Below are 22,261 nucleotides of genomic sequence, written 5' to 3'. Positions count from 1 at the left end.
GTTAATCGATCGTGTCCTGGGCTGGGAGCGGATCCTGGGCTGGGGCGGGCGCCACGATCGGGAAAGCCCGCGTCGCCTCGAAGGCGCGCGGGGTACCGTCGACCGGGTCGTCGAACCGCAGCGAGTGCGCGAGCAACTGCAGGGGCACGGTGAAGTCGTCGATTGAGACCGGCAGAATCTCGGGGTAGAGCGGGTCGCCCGTGATCGGAACCCCGAGGGTGAGCATGTGCTGGCGCAGCTGGTGCGTCTTGCCGGTGTGTGGCGTGAGCCGGTACACCGCGCGCTCGTGGCCCTCGTGCACGGTGTCGTGCGAGTGCTCGACGAGCGAGCGTGAGTTGGCCGGTTGGTCGGCGAGGTGCTGCACCCGCCGGCTTCCGTGTTGTTTGCGCAGGTGGTTCTCGACGGTCGCGGGCAAGCGATCGGCCGGCAGCCGGTCGGCGACGGCAAGGTACGTCTTGTGCACGGTGCGCGACTGGAAGAGTTCTTGGTAGGGCGCGCGCCACCGCCGCTCGGTCGTGAGCAGCAGCAGCCCGCTCGTGAGCCGGTCGAGCCGGTGCGCCGGCGTGAGCTCGGGCAGGCCGAGCTCGGCGCGAAGCTTGACGACGACGCTCTGCATGACGTGACGCCCGCGCGGAATCGTCGAGAGAAACGGCGGCTTATCGATCACGATGATGCGTTCGTCGCGGTGCACGATGCCGATTTCGCCGGGCACCTCGGTCTCGTCGCGCAGGTCGCGGTGAAACCAGAAGAAGGTGTTGGCTTCGTACGCGTCGTCGTGCCCGAGCGGCGTGCCGTCGTGCCCTACGAAGCGCTCGTCGCGAATGAATTCGGCGACGTCGATGTGCTCGCCGAGCTTGGCATCGAGCCAGTCTCGCATGGTCACCCAAGGGGCCGGGTGATGCGGATCGCGGTCTGGCGTTCGTACCCAAGCAGCGTCGAGGCCGTTGCGCTGGGGCAGGGGCGAGCGTGGTGGCATGCTTAGGAGTGTAGGCCATGCGCGGTGAGCGCAACCGTGAGCGTTGTGATGGTGCCGCCATCGCTGAGATCGACGCCCAGCAGCTCTTCGATGAGGGCGAGCCGCTGGTAGAAGACCGAGCGCGAGAGCCGGGCCCTGGTTGCCGCGAGGGAGCGGTTCGTCGGGGTTGCGAGGTAGGCGGCGAGTACCTCGGTCAGGTCGCCGGTGTGGCCCGGGCCGCGGCCGCGATCGTGGTCGAACACGGGGCCTAAGACGCTGTCGACGAAGTGTTGCAGCGCCTGCGAGCCCTCGAGGTCGCGCAGCAGGTACGCGAGGGGTTGGCCCGTTGCCTCCTGCACGGTGACGCGGCCTGCCGTGGCGGTGGCTGGGAGCGTTCCCGCGGCACGCACCCCTTCGATCGAGGTGAGGAGGCCGCGAAGCGTTGCGGCGCTCCGTTGGTCGCCGCTTCGCGTGCCGAGCGAGAGGTGCGCCCGCCACTCGGCCGGCGTCGATCCGGGAACGAGCATGTCGAGCTCGCGGTCGAGCCGCTCGGCGATGAGGGGCGGGACGCCGCGCTCGGCGACAAGGTGCGCGCGCTCGTCGCTGTCGGGCAGCGAGACGAGGGCGAGCAAGCTCACCGCCCCCTGCGCATCTGGATCGTCGGCGATCATGGCGAAACCCTCTGGTGCGATGGCCCTGCGCAGCGCGGTCTCGGCGATGGCGCGCTCGAGCGAGACGTGCGACCCGAAGTCGCCCGAGCCGGTGAGTGAGAGCCCGAAGAGGCTTCGCCGCTCGAACGGCAGCCCCGCGGCGGTGAGCTGGGTCATGAGCTCGGTGTCGTTGCGGTACCGACCGCCGAGCAGGGTGTCGAAGAGGTGCTTCGCGCTCAGCTGCAGCCACTCATCGGTGCCGTCGGCGAGGCGCCTGAGCGCGACAGCGGTCGCGCCGAGCTCGAGCACCGTGTGGCGGCCTGCCGGGTGCGGTGGCCCCTCAAGCGCGGTGAGCATGCCCCAGCGCACCCCCTGTGCCTCGACGGGAACACGCAGGGCGCTTGCGTCGCTGGTGGCCTCGTAGCGCCCGCCCGCCCATGGCGCGAGCACGTGCTCGGCCGAGGCCACAGTGCGGGGCGACGACCAGGCGATGACCTGGCCCGAGGTGTTTTCGAGCACGACCGGGGCCTGCATGGTGGCGGCGATGTGCTCGATCATGTAGTCGACCGGGCTGCGGTTGAGGCCCAATTCGGTGAAGAGGTGGTGCACGTGCTCTTTGGCCTCGAGTGCCTCGTGCTGGGCGCTCAAGATGCGGCGGTGAATGGCCTGAGTGAGCTGCACGAACTTGACCTGCCGATGCAGCGCGATGAAGGCGATGTCGCGGGCCTCGAGTACCTCGCGGAGCTCTGGGGGAGGGGTGTGAAAGCGTGTGCCGAGTTCGAGCACGAGGGCGCTCACGCCGGCATCGCACAGCTCGGTCACGAGGCGTTTGAGGGCAGGGCCTCCCGTGGGCCAGTCGGCGCCGGTCGTGAGGAGAAACTCCTGACCGTCAAGCAGGTCGGCCGAGACGCGGCCCGCGACGACGTGCGCCCAACGTACCGGTCGTTCGCTCGCCGACGGGCTCGCCCACACCTCCGGCTTACCGCGTTCGAGCTCGGCGAGCTGCAAGAGTTCGTGCACCCGGGGCAGGGTCACGCCGTCGATGGTTTCTGACACGGGTCTCCTTCGCAACTCGGCCGGATCTTGGGGTCTCGCAGCATCAATCATACAGAGTGTATGAAACATGCCCGACTCTGCGATGATGTGTCGGGTGCGAGCCGTGGTTTACGCTGGCAGACTGTTCGTGACGGGCGAATCATGCCCAAACACACTGACCGAAACGGTCGAGCAGAGAGAAAGTGAGAGCCACATGGCGCGCATTCCACACGTGATCGCTGGCGAGAAGATCGATACCGCCGAGCGCTACGCCCCCGTGTTCAACCCCGCAACGGGCGAACAGCAGCACGAGGTTCCCCTCGCGAGCACCGAGCAGACCGAGGCTGCGATCGCTGCGGCCAAGGCAGCGCTGCCTGGCTGGCGTGCAACGAGCCTCACGAAGCGTGCCGACGTGTTCTTCAACCTGCGCCAGCTGCTCAAGCAGCGCACCCCCGAGCTCGCTGCCATCATCACGAGCGAGCACGGCAAGGTACTCTCAGACGCTGCGGGCGAGATCTCACGCGGCCTCGAAAACGTCGAGTTCGCGGCTGGCCTGCTGCACCACCTCAAGGGTGAGTACTCAGAGCAGGTTTCGACCGGCGTCGACGTGCACAGCGTCAAGCAACCCGTCGGCGTTGTCGGCTGCATCACCCCCTTCAACTTCCCGGTCATGGTGCCCCTGTGGATGGTCGCCTCGGCAATCGCCTGCGGCAACACCGTTGTACTGAAGCCCTCAGAGCGAGACCCATCGGCATCGGTGTACATCGCCGACCTCTTCCGCGAGGCTGGCCTGCCCGACGGCGTGCTCAACGTCGTTCACGGTGACAAGGGTTCGGTCGACGTCATTCTCGACAGCCCCGACGTCAAGGCCGTCTCATTCGTCGGCTCGACCCCCATCGCGAAGTCGATCTACGAGCGTGCCGCCGCCAACGGCAAGCGCGTGCAGGCACTCGGCGGGGCAAAGAACCACATGCTCGTCATGCCCGACGCCGACATCGAGTCGGCAGCCGACGCCGCAGTTTCGGCCGCATACGGCTCGGCCGGTGAACGCTGCATGGCGGTCTCGGTTCTCGTCGCGGTGGGCGACTCAGGCGACAAGCTCGTCAAGGCGATCGAAGAGCGCATTGGCGGCCTCGTGATTGGCGACGGCACCGATCCATCATCAGAAATGGGCCCGCTCATTACGAAGGAAGCGCGCGAGCGCGTCGAGTCGTACGTCGCAGGTGCAGCGGCCGAGGGTGCGACGGTCGTCGTTGACGGCCGCGAGAAGCAGTTCGACCTGCCAGGGTTCTTCACGGGCGTCTCGCTCATTGACCACGTGAAGGTCGGCAGCAAGGTGCACAGCGACGAGATCTTCGGCCCCGTGCTCGCGGTCGTTCGCGCCGAGAGCTACGAAGAGGGCATCGAGATCATCAACGAGCACCAGTACGGTAACGGCACCGCGCTCTTCACGCGCGACGGCCGCACCGCACGCCAGTTCGAGTTTGATGTTGAAGCGGGTATGGTGGGCATCAACGTGCCGATTCCCGTGCCGGTCGGTTCGTTCTCATTCGGCGGGTGGAAAGATTCGCTGTTTGGCGACACCCACATTTACGGCCCCGAATCAATTCACTTCTACACTCGCAGCAAGGCGATCACGACCCGCTGGCCAGATCCGTCAGAGTCGCAGATCGACCTCGGCTTCCCGAGCAACGACTAGTCACACGCAGAAAGTGAGAGACATCAATGGCTGATTACACAGATCTCAACGGCGCCGAGCAGAGCTTCGGCGACAACGCTGCCCAGCGCGAAGTGCGCGAGAACGACCGCAACTACGTGTTCCACTCGTGGTCGGCACAGGGCAAGATCGATCCGCTGCCCATCGCAAAGGGTGAGGGCGCGCGCTTCTGGGATTACGACGGCAACGAATACCTCGACTTCTCGTCACAACTCGTGAACCTCAACATTGGGCACGGGCACCCGAAGATGATCAAGGCGATTCAGGACCAGGCTGCACGCCTCGCGACCATTCAGCCCGCCTTCGCCAACGACGTGCGCGGCGAGCTCGCGAAGAAGATCGTCGAGAAGTCGTTTGACGGCGCCCGCTCGGTGTTCTTCACGAACGGCGGAGCCGAAGCCATCGAATACGCCGTGCGCCTCGCGCGCCACCACACCGGCCGCCAGAAGGTCATGACGCGCTACCGCTCGTACCACGGCTCGACCGGCACCGCGATCATGATGACGGGTGAGCCCCGCCGCTGGGCCAACGGCATCATCGACGGCTCGGTCGTGCACTTCTTCGGTCCCTACGCCTACCGCTCGGCATTCTTCGCCGAGACCCCGGAGCAGGAGTCGGAGCGCGCACTCGCACACCTCGAACAGCAGATCGAGGTCGAGGGCCCCGGAACCATCGCCGCGATCGTGCTCGAGACCGTCACCGGCACCAACGGCGTGTTCGTGCCGCCTCCGGGCTACCTCGAGGGTGTTCGAGCGCTGTGCGACAAGTACGGCATCGTGATGATCTGCGACGAGGTCATGGTCGGTTTCGGCCGCACCGGCGAGTGGTTCGCCTACCAGGGCTTCGACGTGAAGCCCGACCTCGTCACCTTCGCGAAGGGCGTGAACTCGGGATACGTGCCGCTCGGCGGCGTCGTCATCTCAGAGGCCGTGCACAACAGCTTCGTCGATCGCCCCTTCCCTGGCGGCCTCACCTACTCGGGCCACCCGCTCGCCTGCGCCGCGGGGCTTGCGACCTTCGACATCTTCGAAGATGAGCGGATCATCGAGCGCACGCGAGACCTCGGCGAGCGCGTCGTCGCTCCCCGGCTCGCCGAGATGCTCGAGAAGCATCCCTCGGTTGGCGAGGTGCGCGGCAAGGGCCTCTTCTGGGCGATCGAGCTCGTGAAGAACAAGGAGACCCGCGAGGCGCTCGTGCCGTTCAACGCGGCCGGCGACGACGCTGCCCCCTTCAACGCCGTCGTCGCGGCGTGCAAGAAGGCGGGCCTCTGGCCGTTCGCCGCGGGCAACCGCCTGCAGGTCGCGCCGCCACTCGTCATCAGCGAAGAAGACCTCGTGAAGGGCCTCGACATCATCGACGAGGCGCTCACGGTCGCTGACGGCTACACCGTTTAGAGGCGTTGCGGCGGCTGCCGCTTCCGCTGCGGCCGTTGCTGCCGCTTCCGCGAACGCGCGGGGAACAAGCTCTTGTGGGCTTGCGCCCCGCGCGTTTTGCGTTCTTGCGGCGTGATTTCTCGTCGTTTTCGCGTCTACTTGACGAAAAGCAGGGTGTTGCGCGGCAAACACCCTGCTTTGTGACAAGTAGATTGGCCGCGGTGCCTGAGCCCCGGTCGGTTGACGGAAACCTCGGGCCCACGCCCTCGGTTCGTGCCGGGCTGCGACAGCCCGCGCTGCTGCCTGCCGAATTTTGGTCTGTATGACGAAAAGTAGGGTGTTTTGCGGCAAACACCCTACTTTTCGTCAAGTGGATCGGCGCCGGCCCGAACACCGACCGCCAGCCCGTAGCCGCCGGCCGCCGGCCGCCAGCCACCAGCCACCAGCCACCAGCCGAGGGTCGCCAGCCCGAGCCCGCAGCCCCGAGCCCGGCGCCCCGCCGTCCCCTACCGCTCGTCGATGCTGATCGGCCCGGTCTCGTCGACGAGGAAATGGCGCTCGCGCCCCTTGCCCTTGCAGAACAGCTGGTAGCTCGCGAAGAGAATGAGCACCCACACGACGCCCACGATGAGCGCGGGCCGGGTCGATTCGACGAGGCCGATCATGATGATGACGAAGCCGATGAACCCGATCGTGAGGTACGAGGCGAGGGGCCACAGCGGCACGGGGAACTCGCTCGGCAGGAGGCCTTCGCGTGCGATCTCGCGCTTCATACGCACGTGTGAGATGAGGATCATGAGCCACACGAGCACGGTCGCGAAGGTCGCGAGGGCGGCGATGAGGAAGAAGATTTGGTCGGGGAAGAGGGCGTTGAGCACGACGCCGACGAGCAGTGCCGAGACCATCGTGACGACGGTGAGCCAGGGCACACCGTTGCGGGTGAGCTTCATGAAGGCCTTGGGAGCTTGGCCCTGTTCGGCGAGGCCGTGCAGCATGCGGCCGGCACCGAAGATGTCGGCGTTGATGGCCGAGACGGCGGCGGTGATGACGACGACGTTGAGTACGTGGGCCGCGCCTGAGATGCCGAGCGATTCGAAGATCGACACGAAGGGGCTCTTTTCGCCCGTGATGGTGTCCCACGGCTGCAGCGACATGATGACGCCGAGGGTGAGTACGTAGAAGAGCAGGATGCGCACGGGCACCGAGTTGATCGCCTTCGGGATCACCTTGCGTGGCTCCTGTGCCTCGCCTGCGGTGATGCCGATGACCTCGATGCCGCCGAACGCAAACATGACGATCGTGAACGACGCGAGCAGCCCCCACAGCCCGTTTGGCATGAAGCCGCCGTGTGACACGAGGTTCTGAATGCCCGCCGCGTTTTCGCTCTGGTTGCCGAGGCCGAAGATGATGATCGCGATTCCCCCGACGATCATGAGCACGATGGCCGTGATTTTGATGAGCGAGAACCAGAACTCAAGCTCGCCGAACACCTTGACGCTAATGAGGTTGAGCGCCGCGATGAAGAAGACGATCGCGAGCACCCAGACCCAGCGTTCGACGTCTGGAAACCAGAAGCCCATGTAGAGGCCGAACGCGGTGACGTCGGCGAGAGCGACGACGAACATTTCGAACGTGTATGTCCACCCCGCAACGAAGCCGGCGAAGGGGCCGACGTAGCGCGAAGCGTACTGGGCAAAGGAGCCTGAGACGGGGTGGCGCACGGCCATCTCTCCGAGCGCGCGCATCACCATGAATACGGCGGCGCCGCCCACGATGTATGCGATGAGCACCGCGGGGCCCGCGCTCTGAATGGCGCCGGCCGAGCCCATGAAGAGGCCGGTGCCGATGGCCGACCCGAGGGCCATCCAGCGAATGTGTCGCGCGGTGAGGCCACGTTTCAGCGTGGCCGGTGGGCTGGTCTGAGTCTGAAGGTTCATGATCATCCTCGTTCGTCAGTGAATGGGGGATATGCGCGTAAGCGCAACCCTCACCGTAATCACGTGTGACGTTCGGTATGGCGAAACCGGCCTGAAATCTGGAACCCCAGACAGGAAATGGGTGCGGATCGGGGCCCGGCCGCAACCGCTTTTCGCGCCCCGAAAGCCGATCCGCCGCGCGGCGCTTAGAGCAGCGCCGTCAGCTGCTCGAGCTCGTGGCGCTCGCGTGGGCTGAGCTCCTGCTCGAGCTGCTTCGGGTTGAGCCCGGCCTCGTGAGGGTCGGTCGTCTTACCGATCGCGGTGCACGACACGATGCGGTGCGCGTCGGTGAGGTCGAGGGCGTCGTGCATGCCCTCGGCGTCGAAGCCGCCGACCTGGTGCAGGTGAAAGCCCTGCGACTGAACCTGCAGTGTGAAGTATGCGACCGCCTGGCCGAGGTCGTACACGGCCCAGGGGCGGTCGTTGCCCTCGGTGTCGCGCACCGCCGCGATGTTGGCGACGAGCGCGCTCGCGTGCTGCGCCCATTCGGCGTTCACAGGCACGAGGTGCTGAAGAATGATGTCGAACTCGCGGGTGCCGCGCTTCGCCACCACGAAGCGTGCGGGCTGGCTGTTGTTCGCCGAGGGTGCCCAGCGCGCAGCCTCGAGGGCCGCAACCACGATGTCGTCGCTCAGCTCGACACCCGAATCAAAGGCCCTGGGGCTCCAGCGTTCTTTGATCATGTCCAAGACTGGAACAGAGGTGACGGCGTGCTTATGCGACATGGTTCTCCTGGTGTTGTATGGGCCTCAAAGCGGCCCATTGAGTGTATCCGAGCAAACTCGGAGTGTTCTTGGTGTTCAGCGCCAGGTACCGGCCCGGGATCAGCGCGGGCGGCACCTGGCGCAACCAGCGCGGGTATTACTGGGCCGATCCGCCGCCGGTCGCAAGCTTCATGAGATCAGAGCTCAGGTCGATGCCGAGCTCGGTGCCGCCGGCCGATCCGTAGGAGTGCTGGTAGCTCTGCCACGAGGTGTCGCGCACGCCCTCGGCGAAGCCGGCCTCGATGAGCAGCGCGAGCTCGGTCGCGGCGCGGTCGATGCGGGTGGTCATGTCGGGCGAGCTCCAGTCTTCGGCGGTCGCGAACAGCGCCGTCGGAACCGTCAGCGTGCGCAGGTACGCAAAGAGCGGCCGCACCTGGTCGTCGACCACGAGCGCGTGGCGCGCGGTGCCCGCGGTCGCCGCGAGAATCACGGGCTTGCCGATGAGCAGATCGTTGTCGAGCACCTGGAAGAAGCCGGTAAAGAGGGCACTCGGCCCCGCCTTGTAAATCGGAGTGCTCGCGATGATCCCGTCGGCGGTGCGCAGCGTCTCGCTCGCGCGCTCGAGCTCGGGCGTGAGCAGCCCCGTCGTGAGGGCCGTCGCGATGTCGTTTGCGAGCGGCTTGAGGCTCACCACCTTGGCGGTTGCGGTGACGCCGCGCTGCTTCGCGACCTCCATGACGCGCGCCGCGGTCTTGTCTGAGAGCATGCGGGTGGTCGAGGGATCGCTCGTGCCCGCGTCAACGATCACGAGCTGCTTGGTGTGCTGTTGCATGGAATAAACCTTTGGGTGTTGGCGGCCGTGCCGCGGGGTGGTCGGGTTACGTTACTCTGGGCGGGTCGACTGTGCGAGCTTCTCGCAGATTCGCTGCAGCTGCCGCATCTCGTCGTCATCGAGCGCGCGCATGCCCCGCGCGACGTCGGCGGCGTGGGCCATGCCGGCGATCCGCTGCACTTCGCGTCCCTCGTCGGTGAGCGCGAGGCGCACGGCCCGCCGGTCGCTGTCGTCGGTCACGCGCGAGATGAGCCCGCGGCACACGAGCCGGTCGACGAGCCGCGACAGTGCCGGCTGGCTGAGCAGCACCCCCTCGCGCAGGTCAGCGAGGCGAATCGCCTCCCGCTGCTTCGAGAGCGTGTAGAGCACGTCGTACTCGCTCATGCTCACCTCGCTCCAGCTGTCGGCCTCCTTGAAGCCCCGCATGAGCGCGGTGTGGGCGGTAAAAAGCGCCTCCCACGAGGCATTCGCGAGTTTCACGTTCGTGTTCATCGGGGCTCCTAGGGTGTTGTCGTTGCGTGTTTTCGTGCGGATCGGGCCCAGTCTGGGCCCACGCGGTCTAGAGACCGAACGCGCTGCCGCCTGCCGAAGTGCTGTCCTGGTAGGGCGATCCGCCGGTCACGTTGTCGCCGCGGTTGGCGTTCGGGCGTGGCTGGCGTGGCTCGGCGTCGCCGTACTTCGCCTTGACGCGATCAGCGTGCGACGGAGTGTTCGGAACCTCAGGGTCACGGCGTGACGCGAGCTCCTTGCGCAACACGGGCACGACCTCTGAGCCGAGAAGCTCGATCTGCTCGAGCACGATCTCGATGGGAAGCCCGGCGTGATCCACCAGGAAAAGCTGGCGCATGTAGTCGCCAAACGAGTCGTGGAACGTGAGCGTCTTGTCGATGACCTCCTGCGGGCTGCCGACCGAGAGCGGCGTCATCTCGCTGAACTGCTCGAGCGTCGGGCCGTGGCCGTACACGGGCGCCTCGTTGAAGTAGGGCCTGAAACCCTCGTAGGCATCCTGCGACTTCTTTGCGATGAACGCCTGGCCGCCGAGCCCGACGATCGCCTGCTTCTTTGTGCCGTGACCGTAGTGCTCGTAGCGCTCGCGATAAAACTCGACGAGCCGCATCGAGTGCTCAGTCGGAGCGAAAATGTGGTTCGCGAAGAAGCCGTCGCCGTAGTAGGCCGCCTGCTCGGCAATCTCAGGGGTGCGGATCGACCCATGCCACACAAATGGCGCCACGTCATCGAGGGGGCGCGGCGTCGAGGTGAAGCCACGCAGCGGCGTGCGGAAGTTGCCCTCGTAGTCAACGACATCTTCGGCCCAGAGCTTGTGCAGCAGGTTGTAGTTCTCGAGGGCGAGTGGCAGCGCCGTGCGAATGTCCTTGCCGAACCAGGGGTACACGGGCGCGGTGTTGCCGCGGCCCAGCATGAGGTCCATGTGGCCGTCAGCGAGGTGCTGCAGCATCGCGTACTCTTCGGCGAGGCGCACGGGATCGTTCGTCGTGATGAGCGTCGTCGAGGTGGTCAGCTTGATTCGCTCGGTCTGCGCTGCCACATACGCGAGAAACGTTGTGGGGCTTGACGAGAAGAATGGCGGGTTGTGGTGCTCGCCGATCGCGAAGACATCGAGGCCTACCTCTTCGGCCTTCTTGGCGATTTGCGCGGTCTGCTTGATGCGCTCGGCCTCGCTCGGGGTGTAGCCCGTCACGGGGTTGCGGGTGATGTCGCTGACGCTGAAGAGTCCAAATTCCACGGGTTGCTCCTTGGGGTGTGTTCGATGCATCTGAATTATATGCGTATGCATGTAATAACGCCTGTGCGCTGGGTTTATTCCCGGGGTGCCGGGTTTGGTGGGTGCGGCGGGTGGGGCGGGGTGGTTGTGGAGTGGGCTGGCTTCCGCGGGGTCCGGTTTCCGCGGGGTCTGGCCGCGCGATCCGCCACAGGGTCCGGCTGCCACGGGGTCTCGCGGCGCGATCCGCCACGGGGTCCGGCTGTTGCGGGGTCTGGCCGCTACGGGGGTCCGGCAGCGCGATCCGCCACGGGAGCTTGCGCGCGGTGGCACTTGCGGGCCGAGACTGCGCGCGATGGCACGATGTCTCGCGCGATCCGCCACAAAGTGGGTTGACTCGCGAAATTGTTTGCACTTTTGGGCCGAAAAGCGGGGTTTTTCACTGAAAAGTGCAAACAATTTGGTGGTGGCGGGGCAGGTGGGCAGAGGGGCACGCGGGTACGCGGGCAGGCGGGTGTGTACGCACACAGGTCAGCGCAGGAGGTCAGTGACGTGCGCGCGGAGCACCCGCGGCTCGCGATAGAGCATGTGCGCGGTGACCCGGAGCACGCGCCAGCCAGCAGCGGTGTAATCGGCATACTTGCGCAGGTCCCGGTGCCACTGCCGCCTGCTGACCCGGTGGTGGTCGCCCTCGTACTCGAGCGCGAGCCTGCGGGAGGGGTAGGCGATTTCGCTGCATCCGAGAAAGGTGCCGTTCTGCGCGCGCACGTCAAAGTCGAGAGCCTCGGGCGCGAAGCCCCACTGCGTCAGTGCGAGCCGCAGGTGCGTTTCGGGTGCCGACGCGCTGTGCGGGGTGAGCAGAGCGAAACGCTCGAGCAGGAGGGGCTTGTGGCGGCGGTAGGGCAGGCTGATGGCTTCGTACAGCTCGTCGGGCGTGCAGAAGGGAGGCCGGGAGAGTTTGGCGGATCCTCCGATGCGCGGACGGTGCAGGATCGCGTCGCCGAGAGCGATCGCGTCGGCCAGGGGCAACCGCGGAGCGGTTTCTGCCCAGACCGCTCGCGGCGACATGATCAGGGATATGCCGCGGCGGGTGACATCAGCAAGGTCTGGCGTGAATGACATCGCCTGGACTCCTGCGCGCCGCATTCTCGTATACCCGCGAAGTGAGCCCACCGAGAGCGGGGTCTCGGCAGCAATATGGATCGGCAACCCCCAGAACGCCGCCGCAGTTTCGTGCGAGAAAAACTGCCCGGGGCCCAACTGCTCTTCGAGCTGCCTGGCCCTTGCCAGGTGGGCGACTTTGGTGGTGTCGCCGTCGTCGTAGAGCGCCATATACACAGGTTGCCAGCCCGGTGCGGCGCAAAAAGGTTATCCACGGTTTACTGCGGGAATCAGCTCAAAAGCACGCTGTGAACGGCGAACGCGTCCGAGGTGGAGCAGGCGCCAGCAGGGAGGTCAAGCGCCAGCGGAAACGGCGAACGCAGCCGCGGCACCAGCGCGCAAAGCACCCAGCCCAGCCCAGCAGCGCCACCACCGCACCCCACCCCAACAAACGCAAAAGCGGGGCGCGGATCGCACAGCCCGCAGTGGGCCCCGATCCGCACCCCGCTCGCGTTGAACGAAGTGGTGCGCGCCTTACTTGGCGAGCAAGTTCTGGATGCGCTGGATGCCTTCGAGGAGGGCGTCATCGCCGAGGGCGTAGCTGAAGCGCAGGTAGCCTGAGCGGCCGAAGGCCTCGCCGGGAACGGCTGCGACCTCGGCTTTGTCGAGGATGAGGTCGGCGAGTTCGAGCGAGTTCTGCGGGGTGACGCCGGCGATCTCGCGGCCCAGGGCCTCGGTGACGTCGGCGTAGGCGTAGAAGGCGCCTTCGGGGTTCGGGCAGTTGAAGCCGTCGACCTTGTTGAGTTCGGCGATGATGACCTTGCGGCGGCGGTCGAACGCCTGGCGCATGCTCTCGACGGCATCTTGCGGGCCGCTGAGGGCTTCGGCGGCAGCGATCTGCGCGATGTTGTTGATGTTCGAGGTCATGTGCGACTGGAGGTTCGCGGCGCCCTTGGCGATGTCGGCGGGGGCGATCATCCAGCCGATGCGCCAGCCGGTCATGGCGTAGGTTTTGGCGACGCCGTTGACGAGGATGGTGTTGTTTGCGAGCTCGGGCACGGCCTCAACGATCGAGATGGCGCGCACGCCGTCGTAGGTGAGGTTCTGGTAGATCTCGTCGGTGACGACGAGCAGGTTGTGCTTGAGCGCCCATTCGCCGATGGCGCGGGTTTCGTCGGGTGAGTAGACGGCACCGGTAGGGTTTGAGGGCGAGCAGAACAGCAGCGCCTTGGTGCGGTCGGTGCGGGCGGCTTCGAGCTGGTCGACCGTGACTTTGTAGCCCTGGTCGGCGCCAGCGAACACAGCGACGGGAACGCCATCGGCGAGCTGAATCTCTTCGGGGTAGCTCGTCCAGTATGGGGCGGGCAGAATGACCTCGTCACCCGGGTCGAGAATGGTCTGGAACGCCGAGTAGACGGCGTGCTTGCCACCGTTGGTGACCATGATTTGCGAGGGGTCTACCTTGAGCCCTGAGTCACGCAGCGTCTTGGCTGCGATCGCCTCGCGCAGTACGGCGAGGCCGGTGGCCTGCGTGTACCGGAAGTTCTTGGGGTCGTCGAGCGCTTTGCGGGCGGCTGCGACGATTGAGTCTGGCGTGGCAAAGTCGGGCTCGCCCGCGGCGTAGCTAATCACGGGGCGGCCTTGGGCTTGGAGGCCCTTGGCTTTGGCGTCAACTTTGAGTGTCGCCGATTCGGCGATCGCGGCAATTTTCTTCGAAATACGAGAGTTCTCAGTCACCCCTCCAGTCTAGCTCTTTGGGGTCTTCCTGTCAGTGATATATCGCCGGTAACACAGGTAGTGTTGAGGCATGAGTAACGCTGAGGTTGATCCGCTCGAAACGGTGTGCGCCGCGGGTGCGTCGCGGGGTGCCGGTGTCGAGCTCATTGAGCCGCGCGATGTGCCGCTTGGCGGGCTTCGCGCGATGCGGGTGCGGCGCACGTTGCCGCAGCGCCGCCGTTCGTTCGTTGGTGCGTGGTGTTTTCTTGACCATTACGGCCCCGAGCTTGTCGAGCACTCCGGCGGAATGAACGTCGCCGCCCACCCCCACACCGGCCTGCAAACGGTGAGCTGGCTCTTCGAGGGTGAGATCGAGCACCGTGACAGTGCCGGGTTTCACGCGATGGTGCGGCCTGGCGAGATGAATCTCATGACCGCTGGGCACGGCATCAGCCACTCTGAGCGCAGCACTCCTGAGACGACGACGCTGCACGGGGTGCAGTTGTGGGTTGCGCTGCCCGAGTCGGCGCGGCACGGCGCGAAGACGTTTGAGCACTACGAGCCGAGCCCGATCGAGGGGGAGGGCTGGCGGGCCTGGGTCTTTCTCGGGTCGCTGCTCGGCGAAACCTCGCCCGTCACGATGTTTACGCCGCTTGTTGGTGCCGAGATGGTGCTCGAGCCCGGCGCGAGCATCACGATCGCCGTTCACAGTGACTTTGAGCATGGCGTGCTCGTCGACGCTGGCGAGGTGACGGTTGCCAGCACCGCGGCGGATCGCCCCTCCCGCGCAGGCCTCTCAACCGACGAGCCGCTCTCGCACGAGCCCGTCGCCCACGCGCACCTGGGGTACGTTGCCCCGGGCGCTTCTCAGCTCGTGGTGAGTGCCGCTGCGGGCGGTGGGCCCGCCCGCGTCATCCTTATTGGTGGTGAGCCGTTCGCCGAAGAGATCGTGATGTGGTGGAACTTCATCGGGCGCGACCATGACGAGATCGCCCAGGCTCGGGCCGATTGGCAAGACCAGATTGAGGCGGCCGGGGTGGGTGACCCGAGCGATCCGCTGGGGGAGTCTGGGCGGGGGCTCACGCCCGAGCCCGGCCGGTACGGGCTGCCAAACGATGAACCCGAGCCGCCGCTGCCCGCCCCGAAGCTGCCGGTCGCGAGGCTCGTGCCACGAAAGCAGCCGGGCGAGTAGTCGTGGCCACCGGGGCACGGGCGGTGTGCGGCGCAGTGCCGCCGGTGCGCCACGCGCGGGAAGTGTCAGTAAACGAAAGAAAAACGAACACCGGGTTAGACATTGGGGCTTCGATCCCGTAAACTTTCACGAGGTTGCTTCACCGCATAATTTTTCTATGCCTGCTTACCGAGCGGGGGTAGCGAAGAAGATGCGATGAAAAACCCACCGAGGGCGGTGGCTCAATTGGTAGAGCAGCGGTCTCCAAAACCGCAGGTTGCAGGTTCGAGTCCTGTCCGCCCTGCCACCCCAGTAAGCAGAAACCGGAACTGCTTTCTGGAATATCGAAAGGACACGCACGTGAGCAGCAACGAAATCGAGGCCTCAGGCGCCCCGAACAACGGTGCTGAGGCTTCTGGCAAGAAGCTTTCGTTCATCGGCAAGATCGTGTTGTTCGTACAGCAAGTCTTTGCTGAACTGAAGAAGGTTACGACCCCGACGCGCAAGGAGCTCGTGAACTTCACGCTCGTCGTGCTCGGCTTCGTCGTTGTAATGATGGCGCTTGTCTGGGCGCTCGACCGGGTGTTCAGCTGGCTTGTACTGTTTGCGTTCGGTACTCCAGGGTTCTAACGAACCGAACGGGTAATACGCATATCAGTGGCAAACGAAACGAATTGTAGGTAGAGGCGACTTCTTATGGGCGATGCACATAACACCGAGCAAGAGCTTGATGCGGCTCTCGACGCACTCGCGACCGAGGTTGGCGCTGACCCTGTCAAGCAGGAAGAAGATTCGAGCGTAGACCCCTACGCCGAGTTCAAACGCGAGCTTCGCCGCAAGCCGGGCAAGTGGTACGTGATTCACAGCTACGCCGGTTACGAGCGCAAGGTGAAATCAAACCTCTGGAACCGCCGTGAGGTCATGGGTGCTGTTGAAGACATCTATGAGATCCAGGTTCCGATGGAAGAGGTCATGGAGGTCAAGAACGGCCAGCGCAAGATGGTGACCCGCGTTCGCATTCCGGGTTACGTGCTCGTTCGCATGAACCTCAACGAAAACTCATGGTCTGTCGTGCGCCACACTCCTGGCGTGACTGGCTTCGTTGGCAACGCGCGTGATCCGATTCCGCTCCGTTTCAACGAGGCGTTCGAGATGCTCAAGAGCACCTTCGAACTCGAGCCAGAGCAGTCGCAAGCGAAGGGCGTGCCGCAGAGCCAGCCCGTTGCCGAGATCGACTTCGAGATCGGCGAGACCATTACGATCAAGTCGGGCTCGTTCGAGGGCCTGCCTGGCACGATCTCAGAGATCAACCCAGCGAGCGGCAAGCTCACCGTACTCGTCTCGCTCTTCGAGCGTGAGACCCCGGTTGAGCTCGCATTCGATCAGGTTTCAAAGATTCTGTAAAGCTTTTCGCGGGGCCACCCGCGAAATACCGCTCTCGAGAAAAGCTCGAGTTGCGGGAGAAGTTGGTAACAACTTCGAGGAAAGGAAAAATAATGGCACCGAAGAAGAAGGTTTCGGGTCTGATTAAGCTTCAGATCCAGGCTGGCGCCGCTAACCCAGCGCCTCCCGTTGGCCCGGCTCTGGGTCAGCATGGTGTGAACATCATGGAGTTCTGCAAGGCTTACAACGCGGCTACCGAGTCGCAGCGTGGCAACGTGGTTCCCGTTGAGATCACCGTTTACGAAGATCGTTCATTCACGTTCATTCTCAAGACTCCCCCTGCTGCCCAGCTCATCAAGAAGGCTGCTGGCATCCAGAAGGGTTCAGGCACCCCTCACACGGTGAAGGTTGCAAAGATTACCGGCGAGCAGGCTCGTGCGATTGGTGAGCAGAAGATGGCTGACCTCAACGCAAACGACCTCGACGCTGCTCAGAAGATCATCGAGGGCACTGCCCGCTCGATGGGCGTCACGGTCGAGTAGGGAGAAGAGACATGTCAAAGAATTCAAAGGCTTACCGCGCGGCGGTAGAAAAGATTGTTCCTGGCAAGTTCTACACCCCTGAAGAGGCTGTAGCACTCGCAAAGGAGACCGGCTCGAAGAAGACCGACTCGACCGTTGAGGTTGCCCTCCGTCTCGGTGTCGATCCTCGTAAGGCCGATCAGATGGTTCGCGGCACCGTGAGCCTGCCTCACGGCACCGGTAAGACGGCTCGCGTGATCGTCTTCGCAACCGGCCCCGCAGCAGAGGCAGCACTCGCTGCTGGCGCTGACGAGGTTGGCGGCGACGAGCTCATCGAGAAGGTCGCTGGCGGCTACACCAACTTTGACTCGGCAGTTTCGACTCCCGAGCTCATGGGCAAGGTTGGCCGTCTTGGTAAGGTCCTGGGCCCCCGTGGTCTCATGCCGAACCCCAAGACCGGCACCGTTACCCCCGATGCAGCCAAGGCTGTCACCGACATCAAGGGCGGCAAGATCGAGTTCCGCGTTGACAAGCACGCTAACGTGCACTTCATCGCTGGCAAGGCTTCGTTCAGCCCCGAGCAGCTCGGCGACAACATTCGCGCAGCGCTCGACGAGATCGTACGTCTCAAGCCCTCATCGTCAAAGGGCAAGTACATCATGAAGGGTGCCGTCTCAACGACGTTCGGCCCGGGCATTCCGCTCGACACCGCAAGCATCTAACGCATGATTCACAGGGCCTCGGGAATTCCCGGGGCCCTTTGCGTATCATTGAAGGTGGGCTCATCACGTGTGAACGTTTGCACGCGATGAGCCAGCTGCACCAGGGAGGGAATGAGACGAGATGACTCGCAACTACGGCGAAGAACCCGAATTCGACGACCAGGTGGTCGAAGACTACCGTCGTATCTCGGCCGAAGATTTCAGGCGCCCACCCTCAGCATCGCTTCGCCAGGCGCCGAAAGAGACTCCCTTCCGCTGGCCAGGCATTGACCAGCGTCGCGACACGATTGCGCTGCAGCGTGACGAGTTGCGCGAAGCGGTTGAACAGCACGGCGAAAAGGCCGCCCAGGCCGCGGCCAAGGGTCGCGCCGATTGGGTGCTCGAACTCGTTGATGGCCCGCTGCTCGCGATGCCATCGAAAGACGTCATTGTGGGGCGCAAACCCGGCACGATCCCCGGCTGCACGCAGCTCGCGGTCGATGACCCGGGGCGCACGCTCTCGAAGTCGCACGCTCGTCTCACGCTCGAGGGTGAACGGTGGGTCATTGAAGACCTGGGTTCAACCAACGGCACAGCCACGCTGCATCCCGAAGACGATGGCACGATGAGCGAACGCCCGCTTGCCGCCGGTGAGCCCGCGTACGCGAGCGAGGTCTTTCGCATCGGCACCTTGCGTGTGCGGTTGCGCCCCATCATCAGCCAGTAGGGGCTGGGGTGAGTCGCCACGATCGACTACACTCGGAGCATACCGAGGGAGAAAACTATCGTGATTGACTGGATCAACGCACTCTTTGACGGCACACTCTACGCTGGCGGGGTCTTTCTCGTCATTGGCATTGTGGGCGTCGTGGTGCTGCTCTTTTCTTTCTTGCTCGATGGCGTCTTCGACCTTTTCGACGGCGGTGACGGCCCACTCAGCCTCACGACGGTGGGTGCCTTCGCGACCCTGTTTGGCTTCACCGCTTTTGGCTGCGTCGGCGCGGGTGTTCCGGTGGGTATCGCGGCGCTGTTGGGCGCCATCGCTGGTGTGCTCGGCGGTTTCGGGGCATGGTGGCTCACGCGTTCGTTGCGAAACGATCAGTCGAATACCTCGGTGACGACGAGTTCACTCGTGGGTGAGACCGGCATGGTCGTTCTCGCGATTCCCGGCGGATCGGGCTTCGGTGAGATTGCTCTCATGAAGCATGGCGAGCGCGTGTCGCTTTCTGCGACCGCCGCTGAAGACATTTCGAGGGGAACCCAGGTGATCATCGTTCACACCCTCTCGGCCACGTCGGTTGCTGTTGAACCCTATCAATCAGCTGACGAGAACCGTTAGACTTTTCGAGACCTGCTACCAACCCGAGCTCAGCCGAGCCGAGTAAAGGAATATCGTGCCCCTTTCAATGAGCCCGATCATCGGAATTGTCGGAGCCGTGCTCGCGGTGACGCTTGTCGCTCTCGTGATCATCAAGCGCTACCGCATCGCAAAGCCTGACGAGGCGATCATTGTCACCGGTCGCCGCGGCCACAACGCGACGCCGGGCGCCGAGGGCGACCTCAGCGGCCAGAAAGTGGTCACGGGCGGCGGAGTCTTCGTGCTGCCCTTCATCCAGAAGTCGTACTCGCTCTCGCTGCACTCACGTCGCCTCTCGATTTTGACCGAGGCGCAGACGACCGACGGCATTACGATTCAGGGCCAGGCCGTTGCCGTGGTCAAGGTTGGCGGCAGCCAAGAGATGATTCGTGCTGCTGCGCAGCGCTTCCTTTCGAACGCCGACGAGATTGATCAGTCAACGCAGGAGGTTCTCTCGGGTTCGCTGCGTTCGATTATCGGTGGCCTCACGGTCATGCAGATCATTCGCGATCGCGCCGTCGTCGCCCAGAACGTGCTTGAAGCTGCCGAAGAGGCGCTGACCAAGCAGGGCCTTGTCGTTGACACGCTCCAAATTCAGGAGATTCGTGACGGCGCCGACTACATCGCGAACATCGGTCGCCCCGAGGCCGCGAAGGTGCGCCAGGCCGCCGACATCGCCGACACGAACGCATACCAGGCTTCTGAAGAGGCCAAGATCGCAGCCCAGAAGGTGCTGCTCGATCGCAACCGCGAGCTGAAGCTGCGCGAGGCCGAGATTCTCGCTGAGACCGACCGTGCCGCAGCGCACGCTCGCGCGGCATCGCCGCTTGAAGACGCCGTGCAGCGCCAGGCCATCGTTGAGCAGGAGCAAATCGCGGCCCAGCGCGAGGTTAAGCTGAAAGAAGAGCGCCTGAACGCCGAGGTGCGCGTCGTCGCCGAGGCAGAGGCCTTTAAGGTCGAGGCGCTCGCGAAGGCTGAGGCCGCCGCGTCGGTCGCTGCTGCAGAGGGCCGCGCCCGCGCCACGACCGTTGAGGGTGAAGCAGACGCAAGTGCGATCCACGCCAAGGGTATTGCTGAGGCACAGGCCATCAACGCCCGCGCCGAGGCCCTCGAACAGCAGTCGCAGGCCGTGCTCGCGCAAGAGCTCATTCACCTGCTGCCTGAGATCGCTGCCGAGTACTCGAAGGCGATCGGTGCGATCGACACGATGACCGTGGTGAGTGCCGATGGCACCTCGAAGGTCGCGAGCGACGCGATGGGCAACATGAAGGGCCTGCTCGACATGGCGCGCGATACCGTGGGCATCGACCTTGTGGGCATGCTCAACGGCGTGGTCACGGGCGGAGCCGCGGGTTCGGCAGCTGGCAAGCAGCTGCGCACCGAGGGCAGCGTGCTCGCAGGCGACACGGGAGCGCACGGCCAGGTGGCGACGCCAGACGCAGCCCCCGCTGCAACGAACGACACCGCTGGCAACCCCGCCAGCGAGTAAACGCAGAGACTCGGGAGCCCCGGGCACGCATCACGCGGCCCGGGGCTCTGCCCATACACCGCCTGGTGGCAAGAGTGCACCGTTCAGGCGGCAATGCGGCACAATAGAAGAGGCGAAAGGAATCTCTTGACGGTAACGATTGGTGTCATTGGTGGCGGTCAGCTCGCGCGAATGATGATCCCACCCGCAATTCACCTCGGTCTGAACATCAGCGTGCTCGCAGAAGTCGAAGGGTCGAGCGCGGCCCGCGCAGCCGACGCTGTTGGCGACTACCGCGACCCCGAAACGGTGTACGCCTTTGCCGAGACCGTCGACGTTGTGACGTTCGACCACGAACACGTTCCCAACGAGATTCTGCTCGAACTCGAGCGACGCGGCAAGCAGGTGCATCCGAGGCCGGCCGCACTGCAGTACGCCCAAGACAAGATTCTGATGCGCGAGAAGCTCGCTGCGCTGGGCGTCCCGATTCCCGCGTGGATCGCGACGAGCAACCCCGACGAGCTCGCCAGCTTCATCGCAGAGCACGGCGGCAGCGCCGTCGTGAAAACCGCCAAGGGTGGCTACGACGGGAAGGGCGTCCGTGTTGTCGACACGGCCGCCGAGGTGAGCGACTGGTTTGAGGGCCTCGCCGAGGGCGAGCGCCTGCTCGTCGAAGAAAAAGTGAATTTCGTGCGTGAGCTCTCGCAGCTCGTTGCGCGCCGCCCGAGCGGCGAGATGCGCTCGTGGCCCGTCGTTGAGACCGTGCAGAAAGACGGCGTGTGCGCCGAGGTCATCGCGCCCGCACCGGTCGCGAACGCCACGACACTCGCGACCGCAGCCCAGATCGGTCACACCGTCGCCGAGGGCGTCAGCGTGACCGGCGTTCTCGCCGTCGAAATGTTCGAGACCACCGACGGGCGTGTGCTCGTCAACGAGCTCGCGATGCGCCCACACAACTCAGGCCACGTGACCATCGAGGGCAGCATCACGAGCCAGTTCGAACAGCACCTTCGCGCTGTCGCTGACCTTCCGCTCGGCTCGCCAGCGATGACCGCTCCCGTCGCGGTGATGGTCAATGTGCTCGGCGGCCCGCCAGAGGGCACGATGTCGCTCCGCTACCCCGAGGTACTCTCGCAGTACCCGAACGCCAAGGTGCACAGCTACGACAAGACCCCACGACCCGGCCGTAAGGTCGGGCACGTCACGGTCACCGGCGACAGCCTGCCCGAGGTGCGCGGCGAGGCAAACGCCTGCGCCGCGGCATTCCTCTAGGCGGGCACGGCCGCGCGATCCGCCCGGTGAACCACGGGCATCGCGACGTGGGGCGACTCGCAACCGGGTACGATTGAGCCATGACACAACCACTCGTAGGCGTAATCATGGGCTCAGATTCTGACTGGAATGTTATGGGCGACGCTGTCGACGCGCTCGCCGAGTTCGGCATTCCCTTCGAGGTCGAGGTCGTCAGTGCGCACCGCACCCCCGAGAAGATGGTGCGGTACGGTCGCGAGGCCGCCGGCCGTGGCCTGCGCGTCATCATCGCAGGCGCTGGAGGGGCCGCGCACCTGCCCGGCATGGTCGCCTCGCTCACGACGCTGCCGGTGATCGGCGTTCCCGTGCCACTCGCCAAGCTTGACGGTCTCGACTCGCTGCTCAGCATCGTGCAGATGCCGGGCGGCATTCCCGTCGCGACGGTCTCGATCGGCGGTGCGAAGAACGCGGGCCTGCTCGCAGCACGCATGCTCGGTGCCCACGACGAGGCTCTCGCGGCGAAGCTTGCCGAGTACGCGGCCGGCCTCGAGCATATGGTCGAGGAGAAGAACGCGGCGCTGCAGCAACGCGTCTCAGAGCGCTAGGCCGCTAAGCCTCTAAGCCTCCGAG

At 64.9% G+C, this 22,261-nt stretch carries 21 protein-coding genes, 1 tRNA gene and 1 pseudogene; 13 read left to right on the top strand and 10 right to left on the bottom strand.

The window, feature by feature from the left end; translation table 11 throughout:
* Position 1: 1 nt before the first annotated feature.
* From JSO19_RS04805 to JSO19_RS13100, 3 genes and pseudogenes are all read right to left on the bottom strand, one after another.
* Positions 2 to 976, bottom strand: coding sequence for a pseudouridine synthase (locus tag JSO19_RS04805; protein ID WP_270910105.1), 975 nt, complete (start codon positions 974 to 976; stop codon positions 2 to 4).
* 2 nt (positions 977 to 978) lie between these two features.
* Positions 979 to 1,218, bottom strand: a complete 240-nt coding sequence (locus tag JSO19_RS13105; RefSeq protein ID WP_442915706.1) for a helix-turn-helix domain-containing protein — start codon at positions 1,216 to 1,218, stop codon at positions 979 to 981.
* 1,047 nt (positions 1,219 to 2,265) lie between these two features.
* Positions 2,266 to 2,712 (bottom strand): annotated as a pseudogene (locus JSO19_RS13100) (PucR family transcriptional regulator ligand-binding domain-containing protein); the annotation flags it as partial.
* A 142-nt stretch (positions 2,713 to 2,854) separates the two neighbouring features.
* Between JSO19_RS13100 and JSO19_RS04795 the strand changes: the two are divergent.
* Both JSO19_RS04795 and JSO19_RS04790 read left to right on the top strand, forming a co-directional pair.
* A complete protein-coding gene (locus tag JSO19_RS04795) occupies positions 2,855 to 4,339 on the top strand; it encodes a CoA-acylating methylmalonate-semialdehyde dehydrogenase (RefSeq protein WP_270910102.1) in 1,485 nt (494 codons plus the stop codon).
* A gap of 26 nt (positions 4,340 to 4,365) precedes the next feature.
* Positions 4,366 to 5,751, top strand: a complete 1,386-nt coding sequence (locus tag JSO19_RS04790) for an aspartate aminotransferase family protein (protein ID WP_270910100.1) — start codon at positions 4,366 to 4,368, stop codon at positions 5,749 to 5,751.
* A gap of 485 nt (positions 5,752 to 6,236) precedes the next feature.
* Here the strand turns inward: JSO19_RS04790 and JSO19_RS04785 are convergent, their stop codons facing one another.
* The 7 genes from JSO19_RS04785 to JSO19_RS04755 all read right to left on the bottom strand — a co-directional run bounded on the left by JSO19_RS04785 (position 6,237) and on the right by JSO19_RS04755 (position 13,800).
* Entirely contained in the window at positions 6,237 to 7,667 is a 1,431-nt protein-coding gene (locus JSO19_RS04785; protein WP_270910098.1) for an amino acid permease, read from the bottom strand.
* A 185-nt stretch (positions 7,668 to 7,852) separates the two neighbouring features.
* The gene (locus JSO19_RS04780) at positions 7,853 to 8,431 is read right to left on the bottom strand and encodes a nitroreductase family protein (protein WP_270910096.1); all 579 of its coding nucleotides are present in this window, start codon (positions 8,429 to 8,431) and stop codon (positions 7,853 to 7,855) included.
* 136 nt (positions 8,432 to 8,567) lie between these two features.
* Entirely contained in the window at positions 8,568 to 9,242 is a 675-nt protein-coding gene (locus JSO19_RS04775; protein ID WP_270910094.1) for a CE1759 family FMN reductase, read from the bottom strand.
* Between the two features lie 51 nt (positions 9,243 to 9,293).
* The gene (locus JSO19_RS04770; RefSeq protein WP_270910093.1) at positions 9,294 to 9,734 is read right to left on the bottom strand and encodes a MarR family winged helix-turn-helix transcriptional regulator; all 441 of its coding nucleotides are present in this window, start codon (positions 9,732 to 9,734) and stop codon (positions 9,294 to 9,296) included.
* A gap of 67 nt (positions 9,735 to 9,801) precedes the next feature.
* Positions 9,802 to 10,986, bottom strand: coding sequence for a CE1758 family FMN-dependent luciferase-like monooxygenase (locus tag JSO19_RS04765; protein ID WP_270910092.1), 1,185 nt, complete (start codon positions 10,984 to 10,986; stop codon positions 9,802 to 9,804).
* A gap of 507 nt (positions 10,987 to 11,493) precedes the next feature.
* Positions 11,494 to 12,294, bottom strand: a complete 801-nt coding sequence (locus JSO19_RS04760; protein WP_270910090.1) for a hypothetical protein — start codon at positions 12,292 to 12,294, stop codon at positions 11,494 to 11,496.
* 303 nt (positions 12,295 to 12,597) lie between these two features.
* The gene (locus JSO19_RS04755) at positions 12,598 to 13,800 is read right to left on the bottom strand and encodes a pyridoxal phosphate-dependent aminotransferase (RefSeq protein WP_270910089.1); all 1,203 of its coding nucleotides are present in this window, start codon (positions 13,798 to 13,800) and stop codon (positions 12,598 to 12,600) included.
* Between the two features lie 70 nt (positions 13,801 to 13,870).
* Here JSO19_RS04755 and JSO19_RS04750 point away from each other — a divergent pair, with 70 nt between their 5' ends.
* The 11 genes from JSO19_RS04750 to purE all read left to right on the top strand — a co-directional run bounded on the left by JSO19_RS04750 (position 13,871) and on the right by purE (position 22,236).
* Positions 13,871 to 14,971, top strand: a complete 1,101-nt coding sequence (locus JSO19_RS04750; protein ID WP_270910088.1) for a pirin family protein — start codon at positions 13,871 to 13,873, stop codon at positions 14,969 to 14,971.
* A 210-nt stretch (positions 14,972 to 15,181) separates the two neighbouring features.
* Positions 15,182 to 15,257, top strand: a tRNA-Trp gene (locus JSO19_RS04745).
* Positions 15,258 to 15,310: 53 nt separating this feature from the next.
* A complete protein-coding gene (secE, locus tag JSO19_RS04740) occupies positions 15,311 to 15,580 on the top strand; it encodes a preprotein translocase subunit SecE (protein WP_217135964.1) in 270 nt (89 codons plus the stop codon).
* A 66-nt stretch (positions 15,581 to 15,646) separates the two neighbouring features.
* On the top strand, positions 15,647 to 16,354 hold the full coding sequence (gene nusG / locus JSO19_RS04735; RefSeq protein WP_217135966.1) for a transcription termination/antitermination protein NusG: 708 nt from the start codon (positions 15,647 to 15,649) through the stop codon (positions 16,352 to 16,354).
* Positions 16,355 to 16,446: 92 nt separating this feature from the next.
* Positions 16,447 to 16,875, top strand: a complete 429-nt coding sequence (gene rplK, locus JSO19_RS04730) for a 50S ribosomal protein L11 (RefSeq protein WP_217135969.1) — start codon at positions 16,447 to 16,449, stop codon at positions 16,873 to 16,875.
* 11 nt (positions 16,876 to 16,886) lie between these two features.
* Positions 16,887 to 17,576 carry a 50S ribosomal protein L1 gene (gene rplA / locus JSO19_RS04725; RefSeq protein ID WP_270910083.1) on the top strand — a complete coding sequence of 230 codons (690 nt, stop codon included), beginning with the start codon at positions 16,887 to 16,889 and terminating at the stop codon, positions 17,574 to 17,576.
* A 121-nt stretch (positions 17,577 to 17,697) separates the two neighbouring features.
* Positions 17,698 to 18,282 (top strand): FHA domain-containing protein, encoded by a 585-nt coding sequence (locus JSO19_RS04720; RefSeq protein ID WP_270910081.1) that lies wholly within the window; start codon positions 17,698 to 17,700, stop codon positions 18,280 to 18,282.
* Between the two features lie 60 nt (positions 18,283 to 18,342).
* Positions 18,343 to 18,894: a hypothetical protein gene (locus JSO19_RS04715; protein ID WP_270910079.1), complete on the top strand. Its 552-nt coding sequence runs from the start codon at positions 18,343 to 18,345 to the stop codon at positions 18,892 to 18,894.
* 55 nt (positions 18,895 to 18,949) lie between these two features.
* Entirely contained in the window at positions 18,950 to 20,401 is a 1,452-nt protein-coding gene (locus JSO19_RS04710; RefSeq protein ID WP_270910077.1) for a flotillin family protein, read from the top strand.
* 93 nt (positions 20,402 to 20,494) lie between these two features.
* Entirely contained in the window at positions 20,495 to 21,652 is a 1,158-nt protein-coding gene (locus JSO19_RS04705; protein WP_270910075.1) for a 5-(carboxyamino)imidazole ribonucleotide synthase, read from the top strand.
* Positions 21,653 to 21,732: 80 nt separating this feature from the next.
* The gene (gene purE / locus JSO19_RS04700; RefSeq protein ID WP_270910072.1) at positions 21,733 to 22,236 is read left to right on the top strand and encodes a 5-(carboxyamino)imidazole ribonucleotide mutase; all 504 of its coding nucleotides are present in this window, start codon (positions 21,733 to 21,735) and stop codon (positions 22,234 to 22,236) included.
* The last annotated feature ends 25 nt before the right edge of the window (positions 22,237 to 22,261 follow it).

This window comes from Leucobacter sp. UCMA 4100 (genome assembly GCF_027853335.1).
Classification (GTDB): Bacteria; Actinomycetota; Actinomycetes; order Actinomycetales; family Microbacteriaceae; genus Leucobacter_A.
The sequence above is the reverse complement of the archived record's forward strand: the minus strand, read 5'-3'. Positions and strand labels throughout refer to the sequence as shown.